22 protein-coding genes are annotated in these 18,462 nt (G+C 72.5%); 8 read left to right on the top strand and 14 right to left on the bottom strand.

Going from position 1 to position 18,462, the window contains the following annotated elements:
* The first annotated feature begins 47 nt into the window (after positions 1–47).
* Genes AC27IY_RS42425 through AC27IY_RS42410 form a run of 4 tightly spaced genes read left to right on the top strand, consistent with a single transcriptional unit; the run spans position 48 to position 1,854 of the window.
* The gene (locus AC27IY_RS42425) at positions 48–296 is read left to right on the top strand and encodes a hypothetical protein (RefSeq protein WP_364450124.1); all 249 of its coding nucleotides are present in this window, start codon (positions 48–50) and stop codon (positions 294–296) included.
* An 11-nt stretch (positions 297–307) separates the two neighbouring features.
* Complete coding sequence (locus AC27IY_RS42420) at positions 308–1,171, top strand: hypothetical protein (RefSeq protein WP_487181488.1); 864 nt, start codon at positions 308–310, stop codon at positions 1,169–1,171.
* Positions 1,168–1,551, top strand: a complete 384-nt coding sequence (locus tag AC27IY_RS42415) for a YbaB/EbfC family nucleoid-associated protein (protein ID WP_487181487.1) — start codon at positions 1,168–1,170, stop codon at positions 1,549–1,551. Before AC27IY_RS42420 ends, AC27IY_RS42415 begins: the two co-directional genes overlap by 4 nt.
* A gap of 12 nt (positions 1,552–1,563) precedes the next feature.
* Positions 1,564–1,854, top strand: coding sequence for a YbaB/EbfC family nucleoid-associated protein (locus AC27IY_RS42410; RefSeq protein ID WP_487181638.1), 291 nt, complete (start codon positions 1,564–1,566; stop codon positions 1,852–1,854).
* Positions 1,855–1,920: 66 nt separating this feature from the next.
* Here the strand turns inward: AC27IY_RS42410 and AC27IY_RS42405 are convergent, their stop codons facing one another.
* The 3 genes from AC27IY_RS42405 to AC27IY_RS42395 form a co-directional block, all read right to left on the bottom strand.
* Positions 1,921–4,155 (bottom strand): serine/threonine protein kinase, encoded by a 2,235-nt coding sequence (locus tag AC27IY_RS42405; RefSeq protein WP_487181486.1) that lies wholly within the window; start codon positions 4,153–4,155, stop codon positions 1,921–1,923.
* A 131-nt stretch (positions 4,156–4,286) separates the two neighbouring features.
* Positions 4,287–5,438, bottom strand: a complete 1,152-nt coding sequence (locus AC27IY_RS42400) for a S8 family serine peptidase (protein WP_487181485.1) — start codon at positions 5,436–5,438, stop codon at positions 4,287–4,289.
* A gap of 109 nt (positions 5,439–5,547) precedes the next feature.
* The gene (locus AC27IY_RS42395; protein WP_026214895.1) at positions 5,548–5,820 is read right to left on the bottom strand and encodes a WXG100 family type VII secretion target; all 273 of its coding nucleotides are present in this window, start codon (positions 5,818–5,820) and stop codon (positions 5,548–5,550) included.
* Positions 5,821–5,964: 144 nt separating this feature from the next.
* Between AC27IY_RS42395 and AC27IY_RS42390 the strand changes: the two genes are divergently transcribed.
* The 4 genes from AC27IY_RS42390 (at position 5,965) to AC27IY_RS42375 (ending at position 10,547) form a co-directional block, all read left to right on the top strand.
* Complete coding sequence (locus AC27IY_RS42390; protein WP_487181484.1) at positions 5,965–6,684, top strand: SDR family NAD(P)-dependent oxidoreductase; 720 nt, start codon at positions 5,965–5,967, stop codon at positions 6,682–6,684.
* A 29-nt stretch (positions 6,685–6,713) separates the two neighbouring features.
* Entirely contained in the window at positions 6,714–8,462 is a 1,749-nt protein-coding gene (locus tag AC27IY_RS42385) for an acetyl/propionyl/methylcrotonyl-CoA carboxylase subunit alpha (protein ID WP_487181483.1), read from the top strand.
* Positions 8,463–8,564: 102 nt separating this feature from the next.
* Positions 8,565–9,923, top strand: a complete 1,359-nt coding sequence (locus tag AC27IY_RS42380; protein ID WP_423443353.1) for a hypothetical protein — start codon at positions 8,565–8,567, stop codon at positions 9,921–9,923.
* Positions 9,924–10,016: 93 nt separating this feature from the next.
* Positions 10,017–10,547: a GNAT family N-acetyltransferase gene (locus AC27IY_RS42375; RefSeq protein WP_487181482.1), complete on the top strand. Its 531-nt coding sequence runs from the start codon at positions 10,017–10,019 to the stop codon at positions 10,545–10,547.
* Here the strand turns inward: AC27IY_RS42375 and AC27IY_RS42370 are convergent.
* The 11 genes from AC27IY_RS42370 to AC27IY_RS42320 form a co-directional block, all read right to left on the bottom strand.
* Positions 10,528–11,157, bottom strand: a complete 630-nt coding sequence (locus tag AC27IY_RS42370; RefSeq protein WP_344217041.1) for a TetR/AcrR family transcriptional regulator — start codon at positions 11,155–11,157, stop codon at positions 10,528–10,530. The genes AC27IY_RS42375 and AC27IY_RS42370 overlap by 20 nt on opposite strands.
* Before the next feature lie 27 nt (positions 11,158–11,184).
* Positions 11,185–11,475: a gas vesicle protein K gene (locus AC27IY_RS42365; RefSeq protein WP_364461766.1), complete on the bottom strand. Its 291-nt coding sequence runs from the start codon at positions 11,473–11,475 to the stop codon at positions 11,185–11,187.
* Positions 11,472–11,690 carry a gas vesicle protein gene (locus AC27IY_RS42360; protein WP_344217036.1) on the bottom strand — a complete coding sequence of 73 codons (219 nt, stop codon included), beginning with the start codon at positions 11,688–11,690 and terminating at the stop codon, positions 11,472–11,474. Before AC27IY_RS42360 ends, AC27IY_RS42365 begins: the two co-directional genes overlap by 4 nt.
* Entirely contained in the window at positions 11,687–12,445 is a 759-nt protein-coding gene (locus tag AC27IY_RS42355) for a GvpL/GvpF family gas vesicle protein (protein ID WP_487181481.1), read from the bottom strand. The genes AC27IY_RS42360 and AC27IY_RS42355 overlap by 4 nt, the downstream gene beginning before the upstream one ends.
* Positions 12,438–12,776, bottom strand: a complete 339-nt coding sequence (gene gvpJ, locus AC27IY_RS42350; protein ID WP_344217032.1) for a gas vesicle protein GvpJ — start codon at positions 12,774–12,776, stop codon at positions 12,438–12,440. The genes AC27IY_RS42355 and gvpJ (AC27IY_RS42350) overlap by 8 nt, the downstream gene beginning before the upstream one ends.
* Positions 12,777–12,789: 13 nt before the next feature.
* Positions 12,790–13,089 (bottom strand): gas vesicle protein GvpO, encoded by a 300-nt coding sequence (locus AC27IY_RS42345; RefSeq protein WP_423443345.1) that lies wholly within the window; start codon positions 13,087–13,089, stop codon positions 12,790–12,792.
* 3 nt (positions 13,090–13,092) lie between these two features.
* Positions 13,093–13,317 carry a gas vesicle protein GvpG gene (locus tag AC27IY_RS42340; RefSeq protein WP_449956208.1) on the bottom strand — a complete coding sequence of 75 codons (225 nt, stop codon included), beginning with the start codon at positions 13,315–13,317 and terminating at the stop codon, positions 13,093–13,095.
* A 3-nt stretch (positions 13,318–13,320) separates the two neighbouring features.
* Positions 13,321–14,121, bottom strand: coding sequence for a GvpL/GvpF family gas vesicle protein (locus AC27IY_RS42335; RefSeq protein WP_423443343.1), 801 nt, complete (start codon positions 14,119–14,121; stop codon positions 13,321–13,323).
* Between the two features lie 3 nt (positions 14,122–14,124).
* Positions 14,125–14,535 carry a gas vesicle protein GvpJ gene (gene gvpJ / locus AC27IY_RS42330; RefSeq protein WP_435875036.1) on the bottom strand — a complete coding sequence of 137 codons (411 nt, stop codon included), beginning with the start codon at positions 14,533–14,535 and terminating at the stop codon, positions 14,125–14,127.
* A gap of 143 nt (positions 14,536–14,678) precedes the next feature.
* Positions 14,679–15,683, bottom strand: coding sequence for a LacI family DNA-binding transcriptional regulator (locus AC27IY_RS42325; protein WP_364461752.1), 1,005 nt, complete (start codon positions 15,681–15,683; stop codon positions 14,679–14,681).
* Positions 15,680–18,451, bottom strand: coding sequence for a glycoside hydrolase family 3 C-terminal domain-containing protein (locus AC27IY_RS42320; RefSeq protein WP_487181480.1), 2,772 nt, complete (start codon positions 18,449–18,451; stop codon positions 15,680–15,682). Before AC27IY_RS42320 ends, AC27IY_RS42325 begins: the two co-directional genes overlap by 4 nt.
* Positions 18,452–18,462 lie beyond the last annotated feature (11 nt).

Genomic DNA, 18,462 nt, shown 5'->3' with positions numbered 1-18,462 from the left:
CCGGCTACGAGACCAGCACCGCCCCCATAGACGCCTTCGCCGGTGCCATGACCGATTCCGGGGACGCCGTGCACCTCATCAAGCAGCGCACGCCCCGCTTCGAGGGCTGGAACCTCGCCCCCCTCGCCGGCCTGCCCGTCGTCGGGCTGATGTTCACCAACCGGTTCAACACCATCGCCGACACCTGGAGCGACAGCGCCCGCATCCTGGGCGACCTGCTGCGGAAGGACGCCACCAAGGTCGCACTCTCCGCGCACAACTACCGGCTGGCGGAACAGGCCAACAGGAAGAATTGAGTGCCACCCTGATGACCACCCCGTCACACCAGCCGCCCAAGCTGATCGTGCCCGGTCAGGGCGCCACGCCCCAGGGCAACCAGCAGCTCTTCCTGGCGAACAGGAACGGCACCGTCACCGGCGCCGTCCAGGTGAAGCCCGTCGCGGCGGCGGCCCGTACCGATCCCGGCTTCTTCAAGCGCCTGGTCACCGGGCTCAACCCGCTGCGCCAGAGCAACCGGACCGCGATGGCGATGTCCGGCCTCGGCGGTGCCGCACTGGCTCTGGACGTGGCGGCCACGCTCAACCTGGGCAACCCCTTTCTCTTCTACGACCGCCGGGAGACCTGGAAGGAGATGTCCGAGGCGCTGAAAGGCAACGGCCTGAACCTGTGGCGCGCCTACTTCGACAAGGTCCCGGCACATTGGAAGGGCACCGCCTCCGAGGCCATCGCGCAGTACATGCGGTTCAAGGTCAACGACCTGTTCGGGGAGCTCGGCAAGGTCGGCGACGAGATGAGCGGCGCGATGCACGGCCAGTACAAGGAGGTGCTGGAGTACGACCTGTCGGTCTTCGGCCTCTACGCCGCCACCGCGCCGGTCCTGCGCTCCCTGGCCACCATGAGCACCACGCACCCCGTCGCCAAGGTCGCCCTGATGACCCAGGTCGGCGTCTTCACCACCGCGCTCGGCAACCTGGTCAAGCAGTTCGCCGACGTCTACAACTCCTACGAGGGCGATCTGAACAAGCTGGAGCTGAAGCTCAACAGCCTCAGGGCCGCCTTCTACAACTCGGGCGACCCCGCGCAGGGCCCCCGCGACCTGCAACTCTCCCCCGCTCTCACCGACCCCCAGCGCGTGGGCGACATGTGGATGCCGAAGGGAGCCGACGTTTGAGCCAGATCGACGCCTTCGCCGAGGGCAGGGAGGGCGACGTCCCCGGCCTGCTGCGGGAGGTGAACGCCTGGTCGGCGCGGATCGCCGGCGCGCTGGGCGAGCTGTCCGAGGAGCGGATGGAGGGCACGGACGCGAGCGGCGCCGTCCGGGCCCGGGTGTCCGGGACCGGGCGGCTGCTGGGGCTGCACCTCGACGCGAAGAAGCTGCGGGAGCTGGACCACGTCCGGCTCGCCGAGGCCGTCAAGGAGGCGGTGGCCGCCGCCCAGGGCAGCCTCGGCGAGCGCCTGGAGGAGCTGACGGCCGCCCTGTCCGGCCCGTACGGCGGCGGCCCGGACGATCCGCTGGCGGCGCACGTCGAGCGCGTCATGCGGGAGGGATGAGCGGTGGGCGAGATGGACGAGGCGATGGCCCGGCTGGAGGCGCTGATGGCCACCGCGCGGCAGGCCGAGGAGGCGGTGGCGGAGTGGAGCGCCCGCCGCTTCACCGGCCGCGCCGACGAGGGCCGGATCGAGGCCACGACGGACGCCCTCGGCGTCCTGCTCGACCTGCGGATCCACCCGGTGAGCCGGGCCCGGCTGGACGCGCGGCGACTGGCCGACGCGATCACGTCGGCGATCGTCCGGGCCGAGGAGGCCGCCGAGGCCGCCAGGAACGCCCTGGTGCCCGGCCTTCCCCGCGCCTGAGCGGGCCCGTACGACGAGAAACCCCCTCCGGTGCCGTCCGGAGGGGGTTTCTGGCGCTGTCGCGGGTCAGCCGCAGTTGGCCCAGCCGGCGCTGGTCGACGCGGAGCCGACGCTGCCGGAGAAGCGGACGCACTTGCCCTTGCCGTTCAGCTTGACCGGCCCGGCGTAGTACTCGAAGTTGCCGCTCTGGTTCTTGGAGCCGCCGCCCTGGACCTCCAGGGTGACGCTCACCGGGGTGGACTTCCCGACCTCGGACGTCTTCATCGTCACCACGCAGTTCTCACCGGTGGAGGCGTTGTAGAGCTGGAAGGTCTCGCCGGTGCTGAACGCCTGCTTGCGCTGCACATAGAAGCCCTCGCCGCAGACCTGCGTCGGCGTGTACGGGTTCCTGATGACCGGAGACACGGTCGTCGGGGCCGCCGTCGGGCGGGCGGACGGGGTCCGCGTCTGCGTCGGCCGGACGGTCGGCTGCACCGTCGGCCGGGCGGTCGGCGTCTGCGTGCGGGTGATGGTCGGCCTGTGGGTCGGGGTGGCCGACGGCGCGCGACGGGTCGGGGTGGCCGACGGGGTCGTGGACGGGACAACCGTGGGGGTCGGGGTCTCCGTGACGGTCGGCGTCGGCGTGGCCGTGACGGTGACCGTCGGGCCGGCCGTCGGCGTCTCCGACGGTCCCATGGTGCTCACGTTCGAGTTCGACGGCGTCGGCGTCGGCGTCTCCCGGGCCGTCACGGTCACCGTGGGCTGGGGCGCGGCGGTCTGGGTCGGGGCCGGCTGCGTGGTGACCGGCGGCTGCGCGACCGGCTGGGTGTTGATCGGCAGCGGCGACGGCACCGTGCTGTACTCGGGCGGCGTCGGCGCCTGCGAGGTCCAGTCGCTGGGCAGCGTCATGGGGCCGACGTCGTTCTGGTCGGTGCCCGGCGTGTTCGCCCAGGGAACGGTGACCTCGGGCTGGTTCTGCCCGGTCTGGTCCTGGTTGTTCGGCTGGGGCAGGCCGTTCTGGTTGGTGTTCGCGTTGGTGTCGCCGGCCCCGGCGGGGCCCTGCGTCTTCTGGTCGCCCGCGGCGGCCACCGGCTCGAACTTCTGCGTGGCGGCGTACTGGTTCGCGCCCCACAGCCCGGCGCCGGACAGCAGCGCGAGCGCGCCCACGGCGGCGGCCAGGCCGAGCGGGAACTTGCGCGGCGGGCGCGAGGGGACCGTCTGCCCCTGCACCGGCGTCTGCCGCTGCTGCTCGCGCGGCGGCTCCCACATCGGCGGGGGCGGCGGCAGCGGCACGCCCTGCACCGGCTCGGGACCGGCCGGCGCGAGCCCGCCCTGCGGCGGCACGGGCGGCGGGCCCCAGGTCTGCTGCGGCGGCACGCCGTCCATCGGCAGGCCGGGTACGGGCGCGCCGGGACCCGGCAGCCCCTGCATGGGCACCCCCTGCGGCACGCCGTCCATCGGCCGGCCGGGGACCGGCGCGCCGGGAGCGGTCAGGCCGGGGATCACCACGCCCTGCAGCGGGATGCCGTCGAGGACGACGTCCGGTCCGGGCTCCGGCTTCTGGGCGGCGACGCCGCCCCGCTTGTCGCCGAGGAGCTGCAGCAGCGCCATGTACGTGGTGGGCCGCTGCCCGGTGTCCTTGGACAGCGCCGCCTGCACGACCCGGCGCAGCGGCTCGGCGAGCGAGCCCAGCTCGGGCTCGCCGTTCAGCACCGCCTCCTCGTCCTGGCCGAAGGGCGCCTGCCCGGTCGCGGCGAAGGCGACGGTGGCGGCCCAGGCGAAGACGTCGGCGTACGGCCCGTAGGCCAGGCCCCTGAGCTGCTCCGGCGCGCGGTAGCCGATCTCCCCGGCGGGCTCGCCGAGGTCGACGTCCGTGACGCGGGGACCGTCGGGACCGAGGATCACGTTGTGCGGGGTGAGTCCCCGGTGGGTGATGCCCGCCAGGTGCACGGCGGTCAGCGCGGTGAGCACGCCCACCGCGACCCGCTCCAGGGTGTCGGCGTCGAGCGGGCCGTCGGCCGCCACGGCCTCGGCCAGGCTGCGGCCCTCGACGTGCTCGCGGACCACGAAGGGGCGGCCCTCGTGGAGGCCGGCCTCGAGCGTGCGGGCCACGTACGAGCTGGACACCCGTTGCACCCCGGTGAGCCGAGCGACATCGTCGCTGCCCGCCTCATGAGCCGAGGGCAACACCTTGATCACTCTTAACGGCGCGTCGTCGGACTCCTTGCCGAGAAAGGCCGCGCCGCGCGGCCCATCGGTGAGACGTCCTGCGATGTCGTACGCGCCCAGCTTCGCGGGATCACCCGGACGCAGGGGGTGCATCTCCATCCCTTCGGTGAAAGATAGATCTTGAAGGGACATTCAACCGCATCCGCCACATTTACATCAGCGGTTTCACTAGCGAATTGACAATTCACCCACAAGTAACGCTTTGGGACACCGTGGAGTAACAGTTAGGACGCCCGTCCGGGACGCCAGCCACGCTGCCGCCCGCGCGGGACCAGCAGCACGAGCGCGCCCGCGACCAGCATCGCCATGAGCGCGCCCGCTCCCACCGCCATCGCGACGCCGATCGCCGTCTCGTCGCGCGGCGGGGCCTTCGCCACGGCGTCCGCCGGCAGCGCGGCGGGCGGCGGCTCGGCCACCACGGGGCCGTTCGCGTCCTCGTACGGCAGCACGGCGGTGAGCGCGAGCAACGGGTTGACCATGCCCGTCCCGGTGCCGGCGCCGGAGGTGCCGTCGGCGGTGGCGATGATGCGCCGGCGCACCTGCTCCTGGTTGAGCCGGGGGAAACGGGCCCGGACCAGGGCGGCGGTGCCCGCCACGTACGGGGAGGCGAAGCTCGTGCCCTGCAGCCCGCGCATGAAGGAACGGCCCGGCCAGGGGGCGGTGATGTCGGTGCCGGGGCCGAGCACGCCGACCGGGGTGGCGGCGTTGGAGGAGTCGGCGCGGCGGCCGTCCGGCGTGGCCGCGCCCACCGCCAGCACACCGTCGTAGGCCGCCGGGTAGGCGGGTTCGGACTCTTCGTCCGGTTTGGTGATGTTGCCGGCGGCGGCCACCACGACGATGTCGTTGTCCAGCGCCCGCTGGATCGCGGCCCGCAGCGACGGGTTGTCGGAGGCGCGTACGGACACGTTGATGACGTCCGGCTTGGCGTCCACCGCGTCGTTGATGGCGTTGACGAGGTTGGCGAGCACGCCTTCGGGCTTGTTGCTCTGCTTGAACATGAGCAGCCGGGCGTCCGGCGCGACGCCGTGGAACGGGACCCCGGCCACGTAACGGGCGCCGATGATGCCGGAGACGGCGGTGCCGTGGCCGACGCAGTCGCGGTAGCCGGTGTGCGTCTCGTCCACGAACTTGGAGATCTGGACCTGCGGGTGGTAGTCGGCGCCGCTGTCGACGACCGCCACCGTCACGCCCGCGCCCCTGGTGAGCTGCCAGGCGGACTTGATGTCGAGCCGTTTCTGCGCCCACGGCTCGGTCGCGGGGATCTTGACGGTCCCCTTCTTCGGCTTGCAGTCGTCGTCCGCGACGGTGGCCGCCGCGGCGGGGGCCGCGGCGAGGTTCAGCGCGAGCAGGCTCGCCAGGAGGGCGCGACCGATCATGTCGAAAGAGGGTATATCGCCCGGCCCGTCCGGGTTCAACGGATCGCCCGGCCCGCCCGGGTTCAACGGAAGGAAGCCCCGGCCGGTCGCCAGGGCCTCGTTCCGTTGCTCACTTCGTGGCGGACTCGATGTTCTGCCGGTAGGTGCCGATGACCCGCGAGGCCTCCTGCAGCTCCTCGGTCATCCGCTGGAACGCGGTGCGGTAGTTCTGCCAGGCCTGCTGGAAACGCTGCGCGCCCGGGCCCGTCCACGCGGTGCCGACCTTGGCCGCCTCGCGGTCGAGCGCGGTCATCGTGGTGCGGACCGCTTCTGACTGCTGGGTGAACTGGCTGGCCATCTGCTGCATTTCCGCGGGGTCGCCGCCGAGCATACTCTGGCTCATGCATACCTCCTGGACCGGGTGAACTGGACCGTGTGAAAGCGCCATCACACTAAGCGGGCCCACTGGTCTTCGTCCGGGTTATGCCGAGCGGCTATGGTCTACGCGAGGAACATTCGGGATTTTCACGCGGAGGTTCGTCCGGTCATGCGCGAAGTTGTGGTGACGGGCGGCGGCACCGGCATCGGTTACGCGATCGCCGCGGCGTTCGCCTCACGGGGCGAGCACGTCACGATCACCGGCCGCCGCGAGCACGTGCTGAAGGAGGCCGCGGGCCGCATCGGCGCCGACCACGTGGCCTTCAACGCCGCCAGCCCGGTCGCCGTCCAGGAAGCGCTCGCCGCCCTGCCGCAGCGCGTGGACGTGCTGGTCAACAACGCCGGCGGCAACACCAACCTCGACCGCAAGCAGCCCGGCGACCTCATGGACGTCGCCGAGGCGTGGTGGGCCAACCTCAACGCCAACCTCATGTCCGCGGTGCTCGTCACGACCGCGCTGGCCCCGCGCCTGAGCGACGGCGGGCGGGTGATCTCCATCGGCTCGATCGCCGCCCGCGGCACCGGCTCGGGCTCGTACGGCGCCGCCAAGGCCGCCCTGGAGTCCTGGACCGCCGACCTGGCCGCCGAGCTGGGGCCGCGCGGCATCACGGCCAACGTGGTCTCCCCCGGCCTCGTCCTCGACACCGAGTTCTTCCGCGGCCGCCTCACCGAGGACGGCATCAGGGCCCGGGTGGACAACACCCGCAACGGCCGCCCCGGCACGCCCTCCGACGTGGCCGATACCGTTCTGTTCCTGGCCGGCGAGGGAGCCGGGCACGTCACCGGGCAGGTGCTCCACGTCAACGGCGGCGCCTACCTGGGCCGCTGAACCATCGATTTCTGGAAGGACGGTCGTCGGTGCGGAAGGTGCTGATCGCCAATCGCGGGGAGATCGCCGTACGGGTGGCCCGCGCGTGCAAGGACGCCGGGATCGGCAGCGTGGCGGTCTACGCCGACCAGGACCTCGACGCCCTGCACGTCAGGGTCGCGGACGAGGCGTACGCGCTGGGCGGGCAGTCGCCCGCCGAGACCTACCTCGACATCGCCAAGCTGCTCGACGTGGCCGCCCGCAGCGGCGCCGACGCCGTGCACCCCGGCTACGGCTTCCTGTCGGAGAACGCCGCCTTCGCGCAGGCGGTCATCGACGCCGGGCTGACCTGGATCGGCCCGCCGCCCGCCGCCATCGCCGCGCTCGGCGACAAGGTGCAGGCCAGGCACATCGCCCAGAAGGTCGGCGCGCCGCTGGTCGCCGGCACCAAGGACCCGGTCTCCGGCGCGGACGAGGTCGTCGCCTTCGCCGAGCAGCACGGCCTGCCGATCGCGATCAAGGCCGCGTACGGCGGCGGCGGACGCGGCCTGAAGGTCGCCCGCACCCTGGAGGAGATCCCCGAGCTGTACGAGTCCGCGGTCCGCGAGGCGGTGGCCGCCTTCGGGCGCGGCGAGTGCTTCGTCGAGCGCTACCTCGACCGGCCCCGCCACGTCGAGACGCAGTGCCTGGCCGACGCCCACGGCAACGTCGTCGTGGTCTCCACCCGCGACTGCTCGCTCCAGCGCCGCCACCAGAAACTGGTCGAGGAGGCCCCGGCCCCCTTCCTCACCGCCGAGCAGGAACGGCTGCTGCGCGACTCCTCCAAGGCCATCCTGCGCGAGGCCGGCTACGTCGGCGCCGGCACCTGCGAGTTCCTGGTCGGCCAGGACGGCACCGTCTCCTTCCTGGAGGTCAACACCCGCCTCCAGGTCGAGCACCCGGTCACCGAGGAGGTCGCCGGCGTCGACCTGGTCCGCGAGATGTTCCGCATCGCGGGCGGCGAGGCCCTCGGCTACGACGACCCGCCGCTGCGCGGCCACTCCATCGAGTTCCGGATCAACGCCGAGGACGCGGGCCGGGGTTTCCTGCCCGCGCCCGGGACGCTCACCTCGATGCGCCCGCCGGCCGGTCCCGGCGTGCGCCTGGACGCCGGCTACGAGGCGGGGATGACGGTGCCGGGAGCGTTCGACTCGCTCGTGGCCAAGCTCGTCGTCACCGGGCGCGACCGGCGCGAGGCGCTCGACCGGGCCCGGCGGGCGCTGGCGGAGTTCGAGATCGACGGGATGCCGACCGTGCTGCCCTTCCACCGGGCCGTCGTGACGGATCCGGCGTTCACCGGGGAGCCGTTCTCCGTCCACACCCGGTGGATCGAGACCGAATGGGACAACACGGTCGAGCCGTACCAGGGAGCCGTGGCCACGGGCGAGGAGGCGGCGCGCGAGCGGGTGACCGTGGAGGTCGGCGGCAAGCGGCTGGAAGTCCTCCTGCCGGCCGGGCTCGGCGCCGCTACCGCTACGCCCTCGGCGAACAGAGCGCCCCAGAAGCGCGCCCGCGCAGGGGCCCGCAAGCCGGCCGCCGGCGGCGACACCCTGGTCAGCCCGATGCAGGGCACCATCGTCAAGGTGGTGGCCGCCGACGGCGACACCGTGGCCGAGGGCGACACGATCGTGGTGCTGGAGGCCATGAAGATGGAGCAGCCGCTCACCGCGCACAAGTCCGGCACCGTCACCGGTCTGGCGGCGGCCATCGGGCAGACGGTGACCTCCGGCGCGGTGATCTGCGAGATCAAGGACGCCTGACGCCAGGAGGCCCGAGCGGCGCGGACAGATCCGGTAGCGTGAACGGTGAGGAACTTTGCCGACCGCCCGTTCGTCCTCATGGGCGAAGGAGGCTTGCTGCCAATGACCCATTCGCTGCGCCGAGCAGGGGCCGCGATCGCGGCTCTGATCGCCGGTCTATTCGTCGTTCTTGCGCTGTCCCCTGCCGCCAACGCGGCGGCTCCCCCTGATGCCCAGTCGGTGGTGTCGCATTGGAAGAAGGCCCCGCTCTATACGGAGTCCGGCTCCCCGTTGACGTCCGACCAGCAGAGCGAGATCAATGACGCGCTGAAGGGGGCCGACAGCAAGATCTATGCCGTGGCGTTGCCCGACGGCACGATCGACCAGAGCAACGTCGCGTCCTACACCGGCCAGCTCACCTCGGCTCTGAAGAGCGCGGGCCGGCCCAGCGCCACCGTCGTGGTGCTCGACGGCATGACGATGTTCGTGGCGTCCACCGCCATGCCGCAGAACCTCGCGGCCCAGTTGTCCAACCGCGCCACCAGCGCCAACTCCGACGTCGTCGACGGGTTCAAGGACTTCGCCCACCGCGTCGACCTCGCCATGGCCCGCGACAAGTCCGCGCTCAGCCCGAGCAGCCAGGCCAACCCCGGCGCCGGCGGCACCGCCGCGCTGGTCGGCCTCGGCACTCTGGCCCTGGTCGGCGGCGGCGGCTACTTCCTCTACTCCAGGAACAAGAAGAAGAAGCAGGCCATCCAGGACGCCAAGGACCTCGCCGCGGTCAAGCAGACCGTCGACGAGGACGTCACCAAGCTGGGCGAGGAGATCACCGCGCTCGACACCGACGTCAAGCTCGCCGGCGAGGGCGGTCAGCACATCCAGGAGTGGGAGACCGCGCTCGACTCCTACGAGAAGGCCAAGACCCAGCTCGCCACGGTGGAGCGCGCCGACCAGGTGCGCGACGTGACCCAGACCCTTGAGGACGGCCGCTACGCGCTGGCCGTGGTCAAGGCCAAGGTCAACAACCAGCCGGTGCCCGAGCGGCGCGCCCCCTGCTTCTTCAACCCGCAGCACGGCCCGTCCGTCCGCGACGTGCGCTGGGCCCCGCCCGGCGGCGCCGTCCGCGACGTGCCCGCCTGCCGGGCCGACGCCGAGGCCGTGGAGCGCGGCTTCGACCCGCAGATGCGTGAGGTCATGGTCGACGGCCAGCGCCGCCCCTACTACGACGCGGGCCCGGCCTACCAGCCCTACGCCTACGGCTACTACGGCGGCTTCGGCGACGTCATGACCGGCATGTTCATCGGCACCATGATGGGCAGCATGCTCGGCGGCTTCGGCCACGGCGGCTACGGCGCCGGCTACGCGGAGGGCTACGCCGACGGCGGCGGTGGCGACTTCGGCGGCTTCGGCGACTTCGGTGGCGGAGGCGACTTCGGCGGCGGTGACTTCGGCGGCGGCGATTTCGGCGGCGGCGACTGGTAACCGCTCACCCGAGCACCCGGCGACGCCCCTCGCGGACCATCCGCGAGGGGCGTTTCCCTTTGCGGGGCGGGCGGTATGCGTAGGATCGGGCGAATGAGCTACCTCGCGTACGGCGACCGGGTCGGCCTTCGTCACCTCGTCATGGACGACGCGGCCGAGGTCGTGGCGCTGAACAAGGAGAGCCTCGGCCTGCACGGCCCGTGGCTGCCCGGGGCGCCGATCATCACCCGCGAGGAGTTCGAGAGCTACCTGGGGCGGTTCGACGGCGGCGCGCACGAGGGCTTCGTGGTCTGCCGGCTCGACACCGGCGGGATCGCCGGCCGGATCAACGTCAACAACATCATCCGCGGCACCCACCAGTCCGGCACCGTCGGCTACGCGGCCTACGCCTCGACGACCGGCCGCGGCTACCTGACCGAGGGACTGCGGCTGCTGGTTTCGTACGCCTTCGGGGAGCTGGGGCTGCACCGGCTGGAGGCCAACATCCAGCCGGGCAACACCGCCTCGATCAACCTGGCCAAACGGGCCGGCTTCCAGCGCGAGGGCTATTCGCCGAACTTCCAGTTCATCGACGGCGCCTGGCGCGACCACGAGCGCTGGGCCGTCACGGCGGAGATGGTGTGAGACCGGCGGGCGCCCGGGTCGCCAGGTCGAAGGCCGTGGCCAGCTCCCGCGCGTAGACCTCCAGGTCCAGCTCGGGCCGGGTCTGGAGCAGGAACGGCAGCCCGTCGATGCTCCGCTGGATCGCCGCGGCCATGACGAAGGTGTCGAACGGGCGGAACTCGCCGCGTTCCTGCCCGTCCCGCAGGATGGCCTCCAGGTGCCCGAGCGTGTCGCCGTCCTCCTCGGGGCCGTAGAAGGCGCGCTCGCCCCGGGGATGCAGGAAGATCTCCATGACCGCCTTCATCCGTTCCCGGTGCTCCGCGACGAACCCGACCAGCCCGGTGATGTAGGCCCGCAGCCGCCCCCGGGCGTCGGGGGCCGCGCCCACCTGCTCGGTCATGTGCCGGCCCAGCTCCCCCAGCACCTCCGCCAGCACGGCCGCCATCAGCTCGTCCTTGCCCGCGAAGTGGTACGAGATCAGCCGCGTGCTGCTCAGCCCCGCCCGCGCGGCGATCCTGGCGAAGCTCGCCTGGTTGTAGCCGAGCTCGGCGATCGTGTCGATGGTGGCGGCCACGATCTGCGCGCGCCGGGCCGCCCCCGTGAAGGTGTGTCCGCCGGACGTTACTCGCATGAGTAATTCGTACCACTCGCGCGGAGGTCACTCGGCCGGCAGGAGGGTGCCGAGCGGGCCGAGGTCGAGGTTGAGGTCGGCCGGGGTCAGCTCGAAGCGCTCGCACAGGTCCCCCATCGCCTCCTCCAGGCGCATCAGGGTGATCCCCAGGGCCTCCACCTGCTCGTCGGTCAGGTTGCCCGCGTCCATCCTGCGGACGCACTGGCGCTCGACGAGCTGGCGTACCAGCTCGACGATGGTGAGGACGAGGCGGGACAGGTCGCGCTGGACCGTGTCCGGGTCGGCGGCGATGCGCCAGCGGGCGCCTTCCTCGCTCATCCGTCCTCCAGGGTGTCGGCGGAGGCGAAGACCGTCCGCAGCGAGATGCACACCAGGTCGATGTCCGCGATGGACAGGACGATGTCGCCGCTCAGGACGACCCCGCCGGCGAGCAGCCGGTCCAGCAGGTCCACGAGCGAGACCCGCTCGGCCGGCAGCCGGTCGCTCAGGATGATCTCGTCGGCGGACGCCCCCTTCAGCAGCGCCTCCGTCACCGGGTCTCCATCACCGTGAACGAGTACGGCGCCCACGGCCCCGTCACCGTCACCTCGACCCCTCCGCCGCCCAGCTGCCCGGCCATGGTCGAGAACTCCGCGACCCGGCCCTCGTCCACCAGGTAGGCCCCGTTGAGCAGCATCCAGTCCGTACGCCCCGACAGGCGCGGATCCTGCGGGCGGTGCCGCCGGCTGGCGACGGCGACCGTGGCGAGGGCGGCGTGGATGTGCTCGGCCCGCGCCAGCGCCTGCCGCCTGTTCTGCTCGCGCCCGCGCAGGTTCGCCCGCCGCCGCTGGAGGTAGGCGGTGCCCGGTTTGCCGGGCTTCTCGCAGGAGGGCCGCTCGTCCGGCCGCTCCTCCGACGTGGGGTCGGCGAACGCCTTGACGCCCCACTCCCTGCGCCCGGTGACCTGCTCCAGGACCTCGGCGAAGTCGGCGGCCCGGCGCTCCAGCAGGTCGCTCACCTGCTCGTCGCCGTCGTAGACGGTGACCAGGCGCACGGGCGCGGTCGGGGTGGCGGCGGCCACGGCGTCCACCACGCGGTGGTGGGCGCGGGCGGTGCCGGCCAGCCAGTCCATGTCCTCCAGCGAACGGCGCAGCGGCTCCTCGGCGAAGCGTTCCATGGGCACGCTGCTCACGTACGCGACGAGCCCGCCGTGCACGATGGTGCGCACGTCGGCGTCCGCGACGCCCGGCGGGCAGGCGGCCACCTCGTCGCGGGCGACCGCGTACAGGTAGGTCCCCGTGTCACTCATCGACGGCCCTCCGGTCCTCGATGGCGGCGAGGCGGCGGCGCAGCCGGCGGTTCTCGTCGACCAGCTCCCTGTCCCTGCCGGACAGGAACGGGTCGTGCTTCCACCAGTCGATGCCGAGCTCCCGCGCGGTGTCCACGGACGCGATGACCAGCCGCAGCTTGATCGTCAGCAGCTCGATGTCGAGCAGGTTGACCCGGATGTCGCCGGCGATGACGATGCCCCGGTCGAGCACCCGTTCCAGGATGTCGCCCAGGTTGGCCGCCTCGTGGCCGGTCGAGCTCGGCCCGTACGAGGGGCGGCCGACCGGCCCGCGGCTCGCTACCGTGTCCACGTCACGCCCGCGCTCATGCGTTCTCCCCGTTGTCGCTGCTGCCTCGCCGGTAGCGGCGCAGCCTCTTGTATGCCAGCAAGTTCCCCTCCTCGTCGAGCTCGACCTGGTACAGCGCGAGGATGTCGCCGGTGGAGGGGATCCGGCGGTCCTCGACGACCTCCACGCTGACGATCCAGCCGTCCTCGGCCGGGGTGACCGCGGTCACCCCCTCGGTCTCCTTGGTCGTGAGGTCGGCGATGAGACGCAGCGCCGCCTCGCCGGCCGTGCCGGCGCTCAGCGCGCCCGCGGCCCGCCGCTCATCCGTTTCGGGCATCGGTCACCTCCCTGTAGCTCTGCGGAGCACGAGGGTGACGGCCTCGTCGTGCTCCTCCTCCGAGATCTGTCCGGCCTCCAGGGCCGCGTCGATCTCCTCCAACTGCCGCCGGATCGCGACGGGGCTCTTCGTCTGCTGCTCCGCCTGGTCCTGGATGATCTCGCCCAGCTTGACCACGAACCGCACCGGCGCGATCGGCAGGAGGAGCAGCTCGACGAACAGGTTCACGCCTCACTCCTCGTCCGCCTGCGCGACGACGAAGTCGTACGGCGCGAGCGGCCCGAGCAGCCGGATGTTCACCCGGCCGGCCCAGCTCTCGGCGAAGTCGCCGAGCTTCCGCTCCAGGGTCTCCTGCTCGTCGGCGCGCATGAGCAGGGCGAGGTTGACCGCGTCCTGCTCGTGCGACGGCTCCCTGATGACCGCCTGGGCGTAGCAGCCGTCCAGGGCGTCGAGCATCGTGCGCGTGTCCAGGTCGCGTTTGGCCTCGACGCTCGCCGCGATGATCTCGCCGAGCCGGATGCGCTCGTTCCTGGTGGCGTCCTCGGAGGTGCCGCGGATGGCCTCGCGCAGGCTCGCGGCCTCCGGGTTCTCGGCGAGGATCTCGCCCATGAGGGCCTCCTCGACGTAGCGGCCCTTGACGATGTACTCGGCGCAGCCCTCCAGCTCGTCGAGCGCGGCGAGGAAGTCGTCGTGGTGCGGCGCGAGCAGCTCCTCCGTGACGGCCTCCTCGTTCGTCAGCACCGAGCCGAAGCGGAACGGCAGCACCGCGGCCGTGCGGGAGACGGCGTCGAGCAGCCTCTCGTGGGCGAGGAAGTCGCCGGGCCTGCCGAGCGGCCGGTCGACGTCGACCTCGCTGACGAGGGCACCGATGTCGCCGTGGCGGACGAGGCGCACCTCGCCGGCCGGGTCGCCGAGTCCCTGCTCGTCCGGCGGCACCTTCGTGCCCGCGGGCACGATGCCGTAGACGTAGACGCCGAGGGTGACCTCGGCGTCCTGCTCGGGCGCGCCCCGCGCCTTGGCCGGTCGTCCCATCTCCTACCTGTCCTCTCGCTCGACGCGGGTCTCCTGCTGCTTGGCCGCCTGGACGGCGGGGTCGGCGGGCTCCTCGCGGGCCGACTCCAGCACGCCCTGGATCACTTGCTTGTTGTCGTCAGCGGCGGGCGCTCCGCCCTTGACCTGGGCGACGACCTCCGGCAGCCCCTTCTCGGTCTTCGTCAGGTCGAGCCGGTTCACGGCCTCGGCGAAGCGGAGATAGGTGTCGACGCTGGCGATGACGACCCGGGCGTCGATGGTCAGGATCTCGATGCCCACGAGGGAGACCCGGACGTACGCGTCGATCACGAGACCCTTGTCGAGGATCGTGTCGATGACGTCGGCCAGGCCCGACGAGGACGACTTGCCGCCCATCTGCCCGCCGCCGCCGGCCGGCTGCACTGACGTGGTCATGGCTTTCCCCTCCCGCCGCGGCCGGCCCTCCCCTCGGGAGGGCGGCGGCGGCCCGCCACAGCCGACTTCCCCCGCGGCAGGCGACAGCCAACGCCATATGGCGAGATATCGGGCAGCCTTGACCTGCGGCTGAACGCCCGGCGTCAGGTGCTGCTACGTACGGCCAGCAGCGGGGGCAGCAGCGTCGAGTCGGGGACCACGCGGCCCTCCAGCTTGTCCATGACCAGCCGCACCGCCTCCCGGCCCACCTCCTCGGCCGGGATCAGCACCGAGGTCAGCGGCGGGCTCGCCCGCTCGGCTACGTCCTCCGGGCAGATGGCCACGACGGCCATGTCCTGCGGCACCCGGCGGCCGAGCTGGCGCAGCGCGGCCAGCACGTGGCTGACCGCGGCCTCGTTGTGCACGACCACGCCGGACAGGCCGGGGTGGTCGAGCAGCAGGTCGCGTACGGTCTCGTAGACCTCGTCGAAGGTCTCCTCGCAGGGCAGCGCCACGCCCTTCAGCCCGAGGTCGGCCACCGCGGCCGCGAAGCCGTCGCGGGTGCGGGTGGCGAAGCCGGTGCCCCGGTCGTAGACCACCGAGGGCGCGCCGAGCAGCGCGATCTCCTGGTGGCCGCGCTCGGCCAGGTGCTCGGCGCAGCGCGCCCCGGCCGCGTGGAAGTCGAGGTCCACGCAGGTCAGCCCGGCCGGGCGGGCGGGGAAGCCGATGAGCACGCTCGGCTCGGCCAGCTCGCGCAGCAGCGGGACGCGGCGGTCGTCCAGCTCGACGTCCATGAGGACCAGCGCGTCCACCAGCGCGCTCGCCGCCACCCTGCGGATGCCGGCCGTGCCCTCGTCGGCGGTCAGCAGCAGCACGTCGTGGTCGAAGCGGCGGGCGGCGGTGACGACCGCGCTGGCGAAGCGCATCAGCACCGGCACGTGCATGCCGGCCCGCAGCGGCAGCACCAGGGCGATCACGTTGGACCGTTTGCTGGCCAGCGCGCGGGCGCCGGCGTTGGGGTGGTAGCCGAGCGCGCTGATGCTGTCGAGCACGCGCCGCCGGGTGTCGGCCGAGATCGTGCGCTTGCCGCTGAGCACGTACGACACCGTGCTCACCGCCACGCCCGCGTGCTTGGCGACCTCGGAGATGGTGACGGTGCGCCGGCTCAAGCCCCGGCTCCGAAGTCGAGCCGGACCAGCCGCACGCCGTCGTTCTCGAACACGACATAAAGATCGTGCACTCCGTCGGCGGGCGCAAGGGAGGAGGTGATGGCCTGGTGGTCGTACCGGTCTGTCCTGGGGACGGGGAAGGTCGCCAGCTCCTGGCCGTGGAGCGGGTCGCCGCGGCGCAGCGTGATCATGCCGCCCTCCGCGCCGCCGGCCGTGGCCACGCAGCTCCGCACGCCGGTGAGGTCCACTTGGCGGAACAGGATCCAGGCGCCCTCGGCGTCGGCGCGTACGGCGTCGCCGGCCTGCCGGGTCTCGGCCGTGAAGGTGATGGCGTCGTACTCGTCGTGGGCGGCGGCGCGCAGCGGGCCCCGCTGGGGCGGGACGACCTCGCCTTCCACCTCGAAGCGGGCGCTCAGCCGCAGGTCGGTGGCGCTGCGGCCGACCATGAGCTGGTGCGGGGCGCGCTCCACGACGAACCGGTCGCGGGTGACGTCCCAGAAGGACAGCTCGGCGACCGGCAGGGCGAGCGTGACGACGCGGCTCTCGCCGGGCTCCAGGCGTACCTTCTCGAAGCCGCGCAGCCGGCGCAGCGGCTGCTTGACGCGGGAGCGCTGCTGGTGGGTGTAGAACTGCACGACCTCGACGCCGGGCCGGCCGCCGGTGTTGGTCACCGTGGCCCGCGCCGTGACCGTGCCGTCCTCGACCGACACCCGCAGGTCTGCGTAGTCGAAGGTGGTGTAGCTGAGGCCGTGGCCGAAGGGGTGCAGCGGGGTGCCGCGGAAGTACAGGTAGGTGGCGTCGGAGGCGATGATGTCGTAGTCGAGCAGGTCGGGCAGCTCCTGCTCGGAGCGGTACCAGGTCTGGGTGAGGCGGCCCTCGGGGTCGGCGTCGCCGAACAGCACCTCGGCCAGGGCGTGGCCGTACTCCTGGCCGCCGTGCGCCGACCACAGCACGGCCGGCACCTCGTCGTCGGTCCAGGTGAGCGGGTAGCCGCTGGTGATGACCATGACGGTGCGCGGGTTGGCCTTGCGCACGGCGGTGAGCACGGCGTTCTGGGCGGGGGCGAGGGCGAGGGTCAGGCGGTCCTCGGTCTCGCGGCCGTTCACCAGCGGGTGGTCGCCGACCACGACGACCGCCACGTCGGCCGCGGCGGCGAGCGCCGCGGCCTGCTCGACGCCGCTGCGCACCACGTCCATGGCCAGCCAGACGGCCTGGTCGGCGTCGTCCACCAGGCGCAGCACGCCGTCGTGCGCGGCGCCGACGTAGCAGCCGGACGAGATGTGGCGCAGGGCGAGCGTGCCGCGCGGGCGCTCCTCCATGCGGAACGTCTCGCGCACCTCCCACCCGTTCGGGCCCGGCTGGTCGTTGACCAGGGTGCCGTCATTCACGGAGACGTAGCGGCCGGTGGTGACCGAGCGCAGCGCGTACGCCCCGCCGCCCCAGTCGAACAGGTCGAACGCGCCCGCCTCGGCCGCTCCGGCGCTGAGCGGCCCTCCGGCGGGGTCGGCGCTGACCGGGCCGGCCTCGGCCGTGAACGTCACCCGGTCCACGGCCTCGCAGAAGACCGTCTCGCCGCGCTCGGCCAGCCCGGCGCGGGCGGTGACGGAGTAGGGCAGGGTGCCGCTGTACCAGTCCTCCATGAGCGTGTCGCCGAGCTGCCCGATGACCGCGATCCGAGGGCGGCCGGAGAGCGGCAGCAGGCCGTCGTTGCGCAGCAGCACGATCGACCGGCGGGCGGCCTCCCTGGCCAGCGCCTGGTGCTCGGGGCAGTTGACCACGCCGTCGGTGATCTCGTCGTACGGCCTCGTCGGGTCGAACTCGCCGAGCCTGAACCTGATCGACAGCACGTGCCGCACCGCCGTGTCCACGTCGGACTCGGCCAGCAGCCCCTGGTCGAGGGCGGCGCGCAGGTGGGCGAGGGTGGTCTCGGGGCGGTCGTCGTCCTGGGTGAAGCTGTCCAGCCCGGCCTTGACGGCGTGAGCGTACGCCTCGGCGGACGTGTCGTGGTAGCCCTGGATGCCGGTGAGGTTGCCGGGGGCGTACGCGTCGCTGACGACCAGCAGCTCGTCCGGCGCCCAGGCGCGCAGGACCTCGTTGATGAGCGGGCTGAGGTGCGCGGGCCGGCCGTTGACCAGGTTGTAGGAGGGCATGACGGCCACGGCCGCGCCCTGTTCGACGGCCGGGCGGAAGGCGGGCAGCTCGTACTCGTGCAGGACGCGCGGCGGCAGGCCGCTGGAGGTGGTGCAGCGGTCGGTCTCGTTGTTGTAGGCGAGGAAGTGCTTGAGGGTGGGGGCGGTCCTCAGCCTTTCGGGAGCGCTCCCACGCAGGCCGTGCGCGTACGCCGCCCCCATGACGCCGGTCAGCCAGGGGTCCTCCGAGTAGCCTTCCTCGTTCCTGCCCCAGCGCGGGTCGCGCAGCGGGTTGACCACGGGGGCCCACACGTTGAGCCCGGCTCCGGCCGGGTCCTTGTGGTGGAAGGCCACGACCTCCTCGCCGGTGGCCTCGCCGACCCGGCGGACGAGGTCGAGGTCCCAGGTCGAGGCCAGGCCGACGGCCTGCGGGAACACCGTGGCCGGGCCCAGCCACGCCAGCCCGTGCAGCGCCTCGGTGCCGGTGCGGAACGGGCCGAGGCCCAGCCGCTCGACCGGCGCCTGGTACTGGTGGAGCAGGCCGACCTTCTCCGCGAGGGTGAGCCTGCGCACCAGGTCGTCGATCCGGTCGGTCAGGGGGGCCGACGGGTCTCGGAAGGGGGGTTCGTGCATGGTCATCCCTCGAAAGA

It is taken from the genome of Nonomuraea sp. B208 (assembly GCF_057536035.1).
The sequence above is the reverse complement of the archived record's forward strand: the minus strand, read 5'-3'. Positions and strand labels throughout refer to the sequence as shown.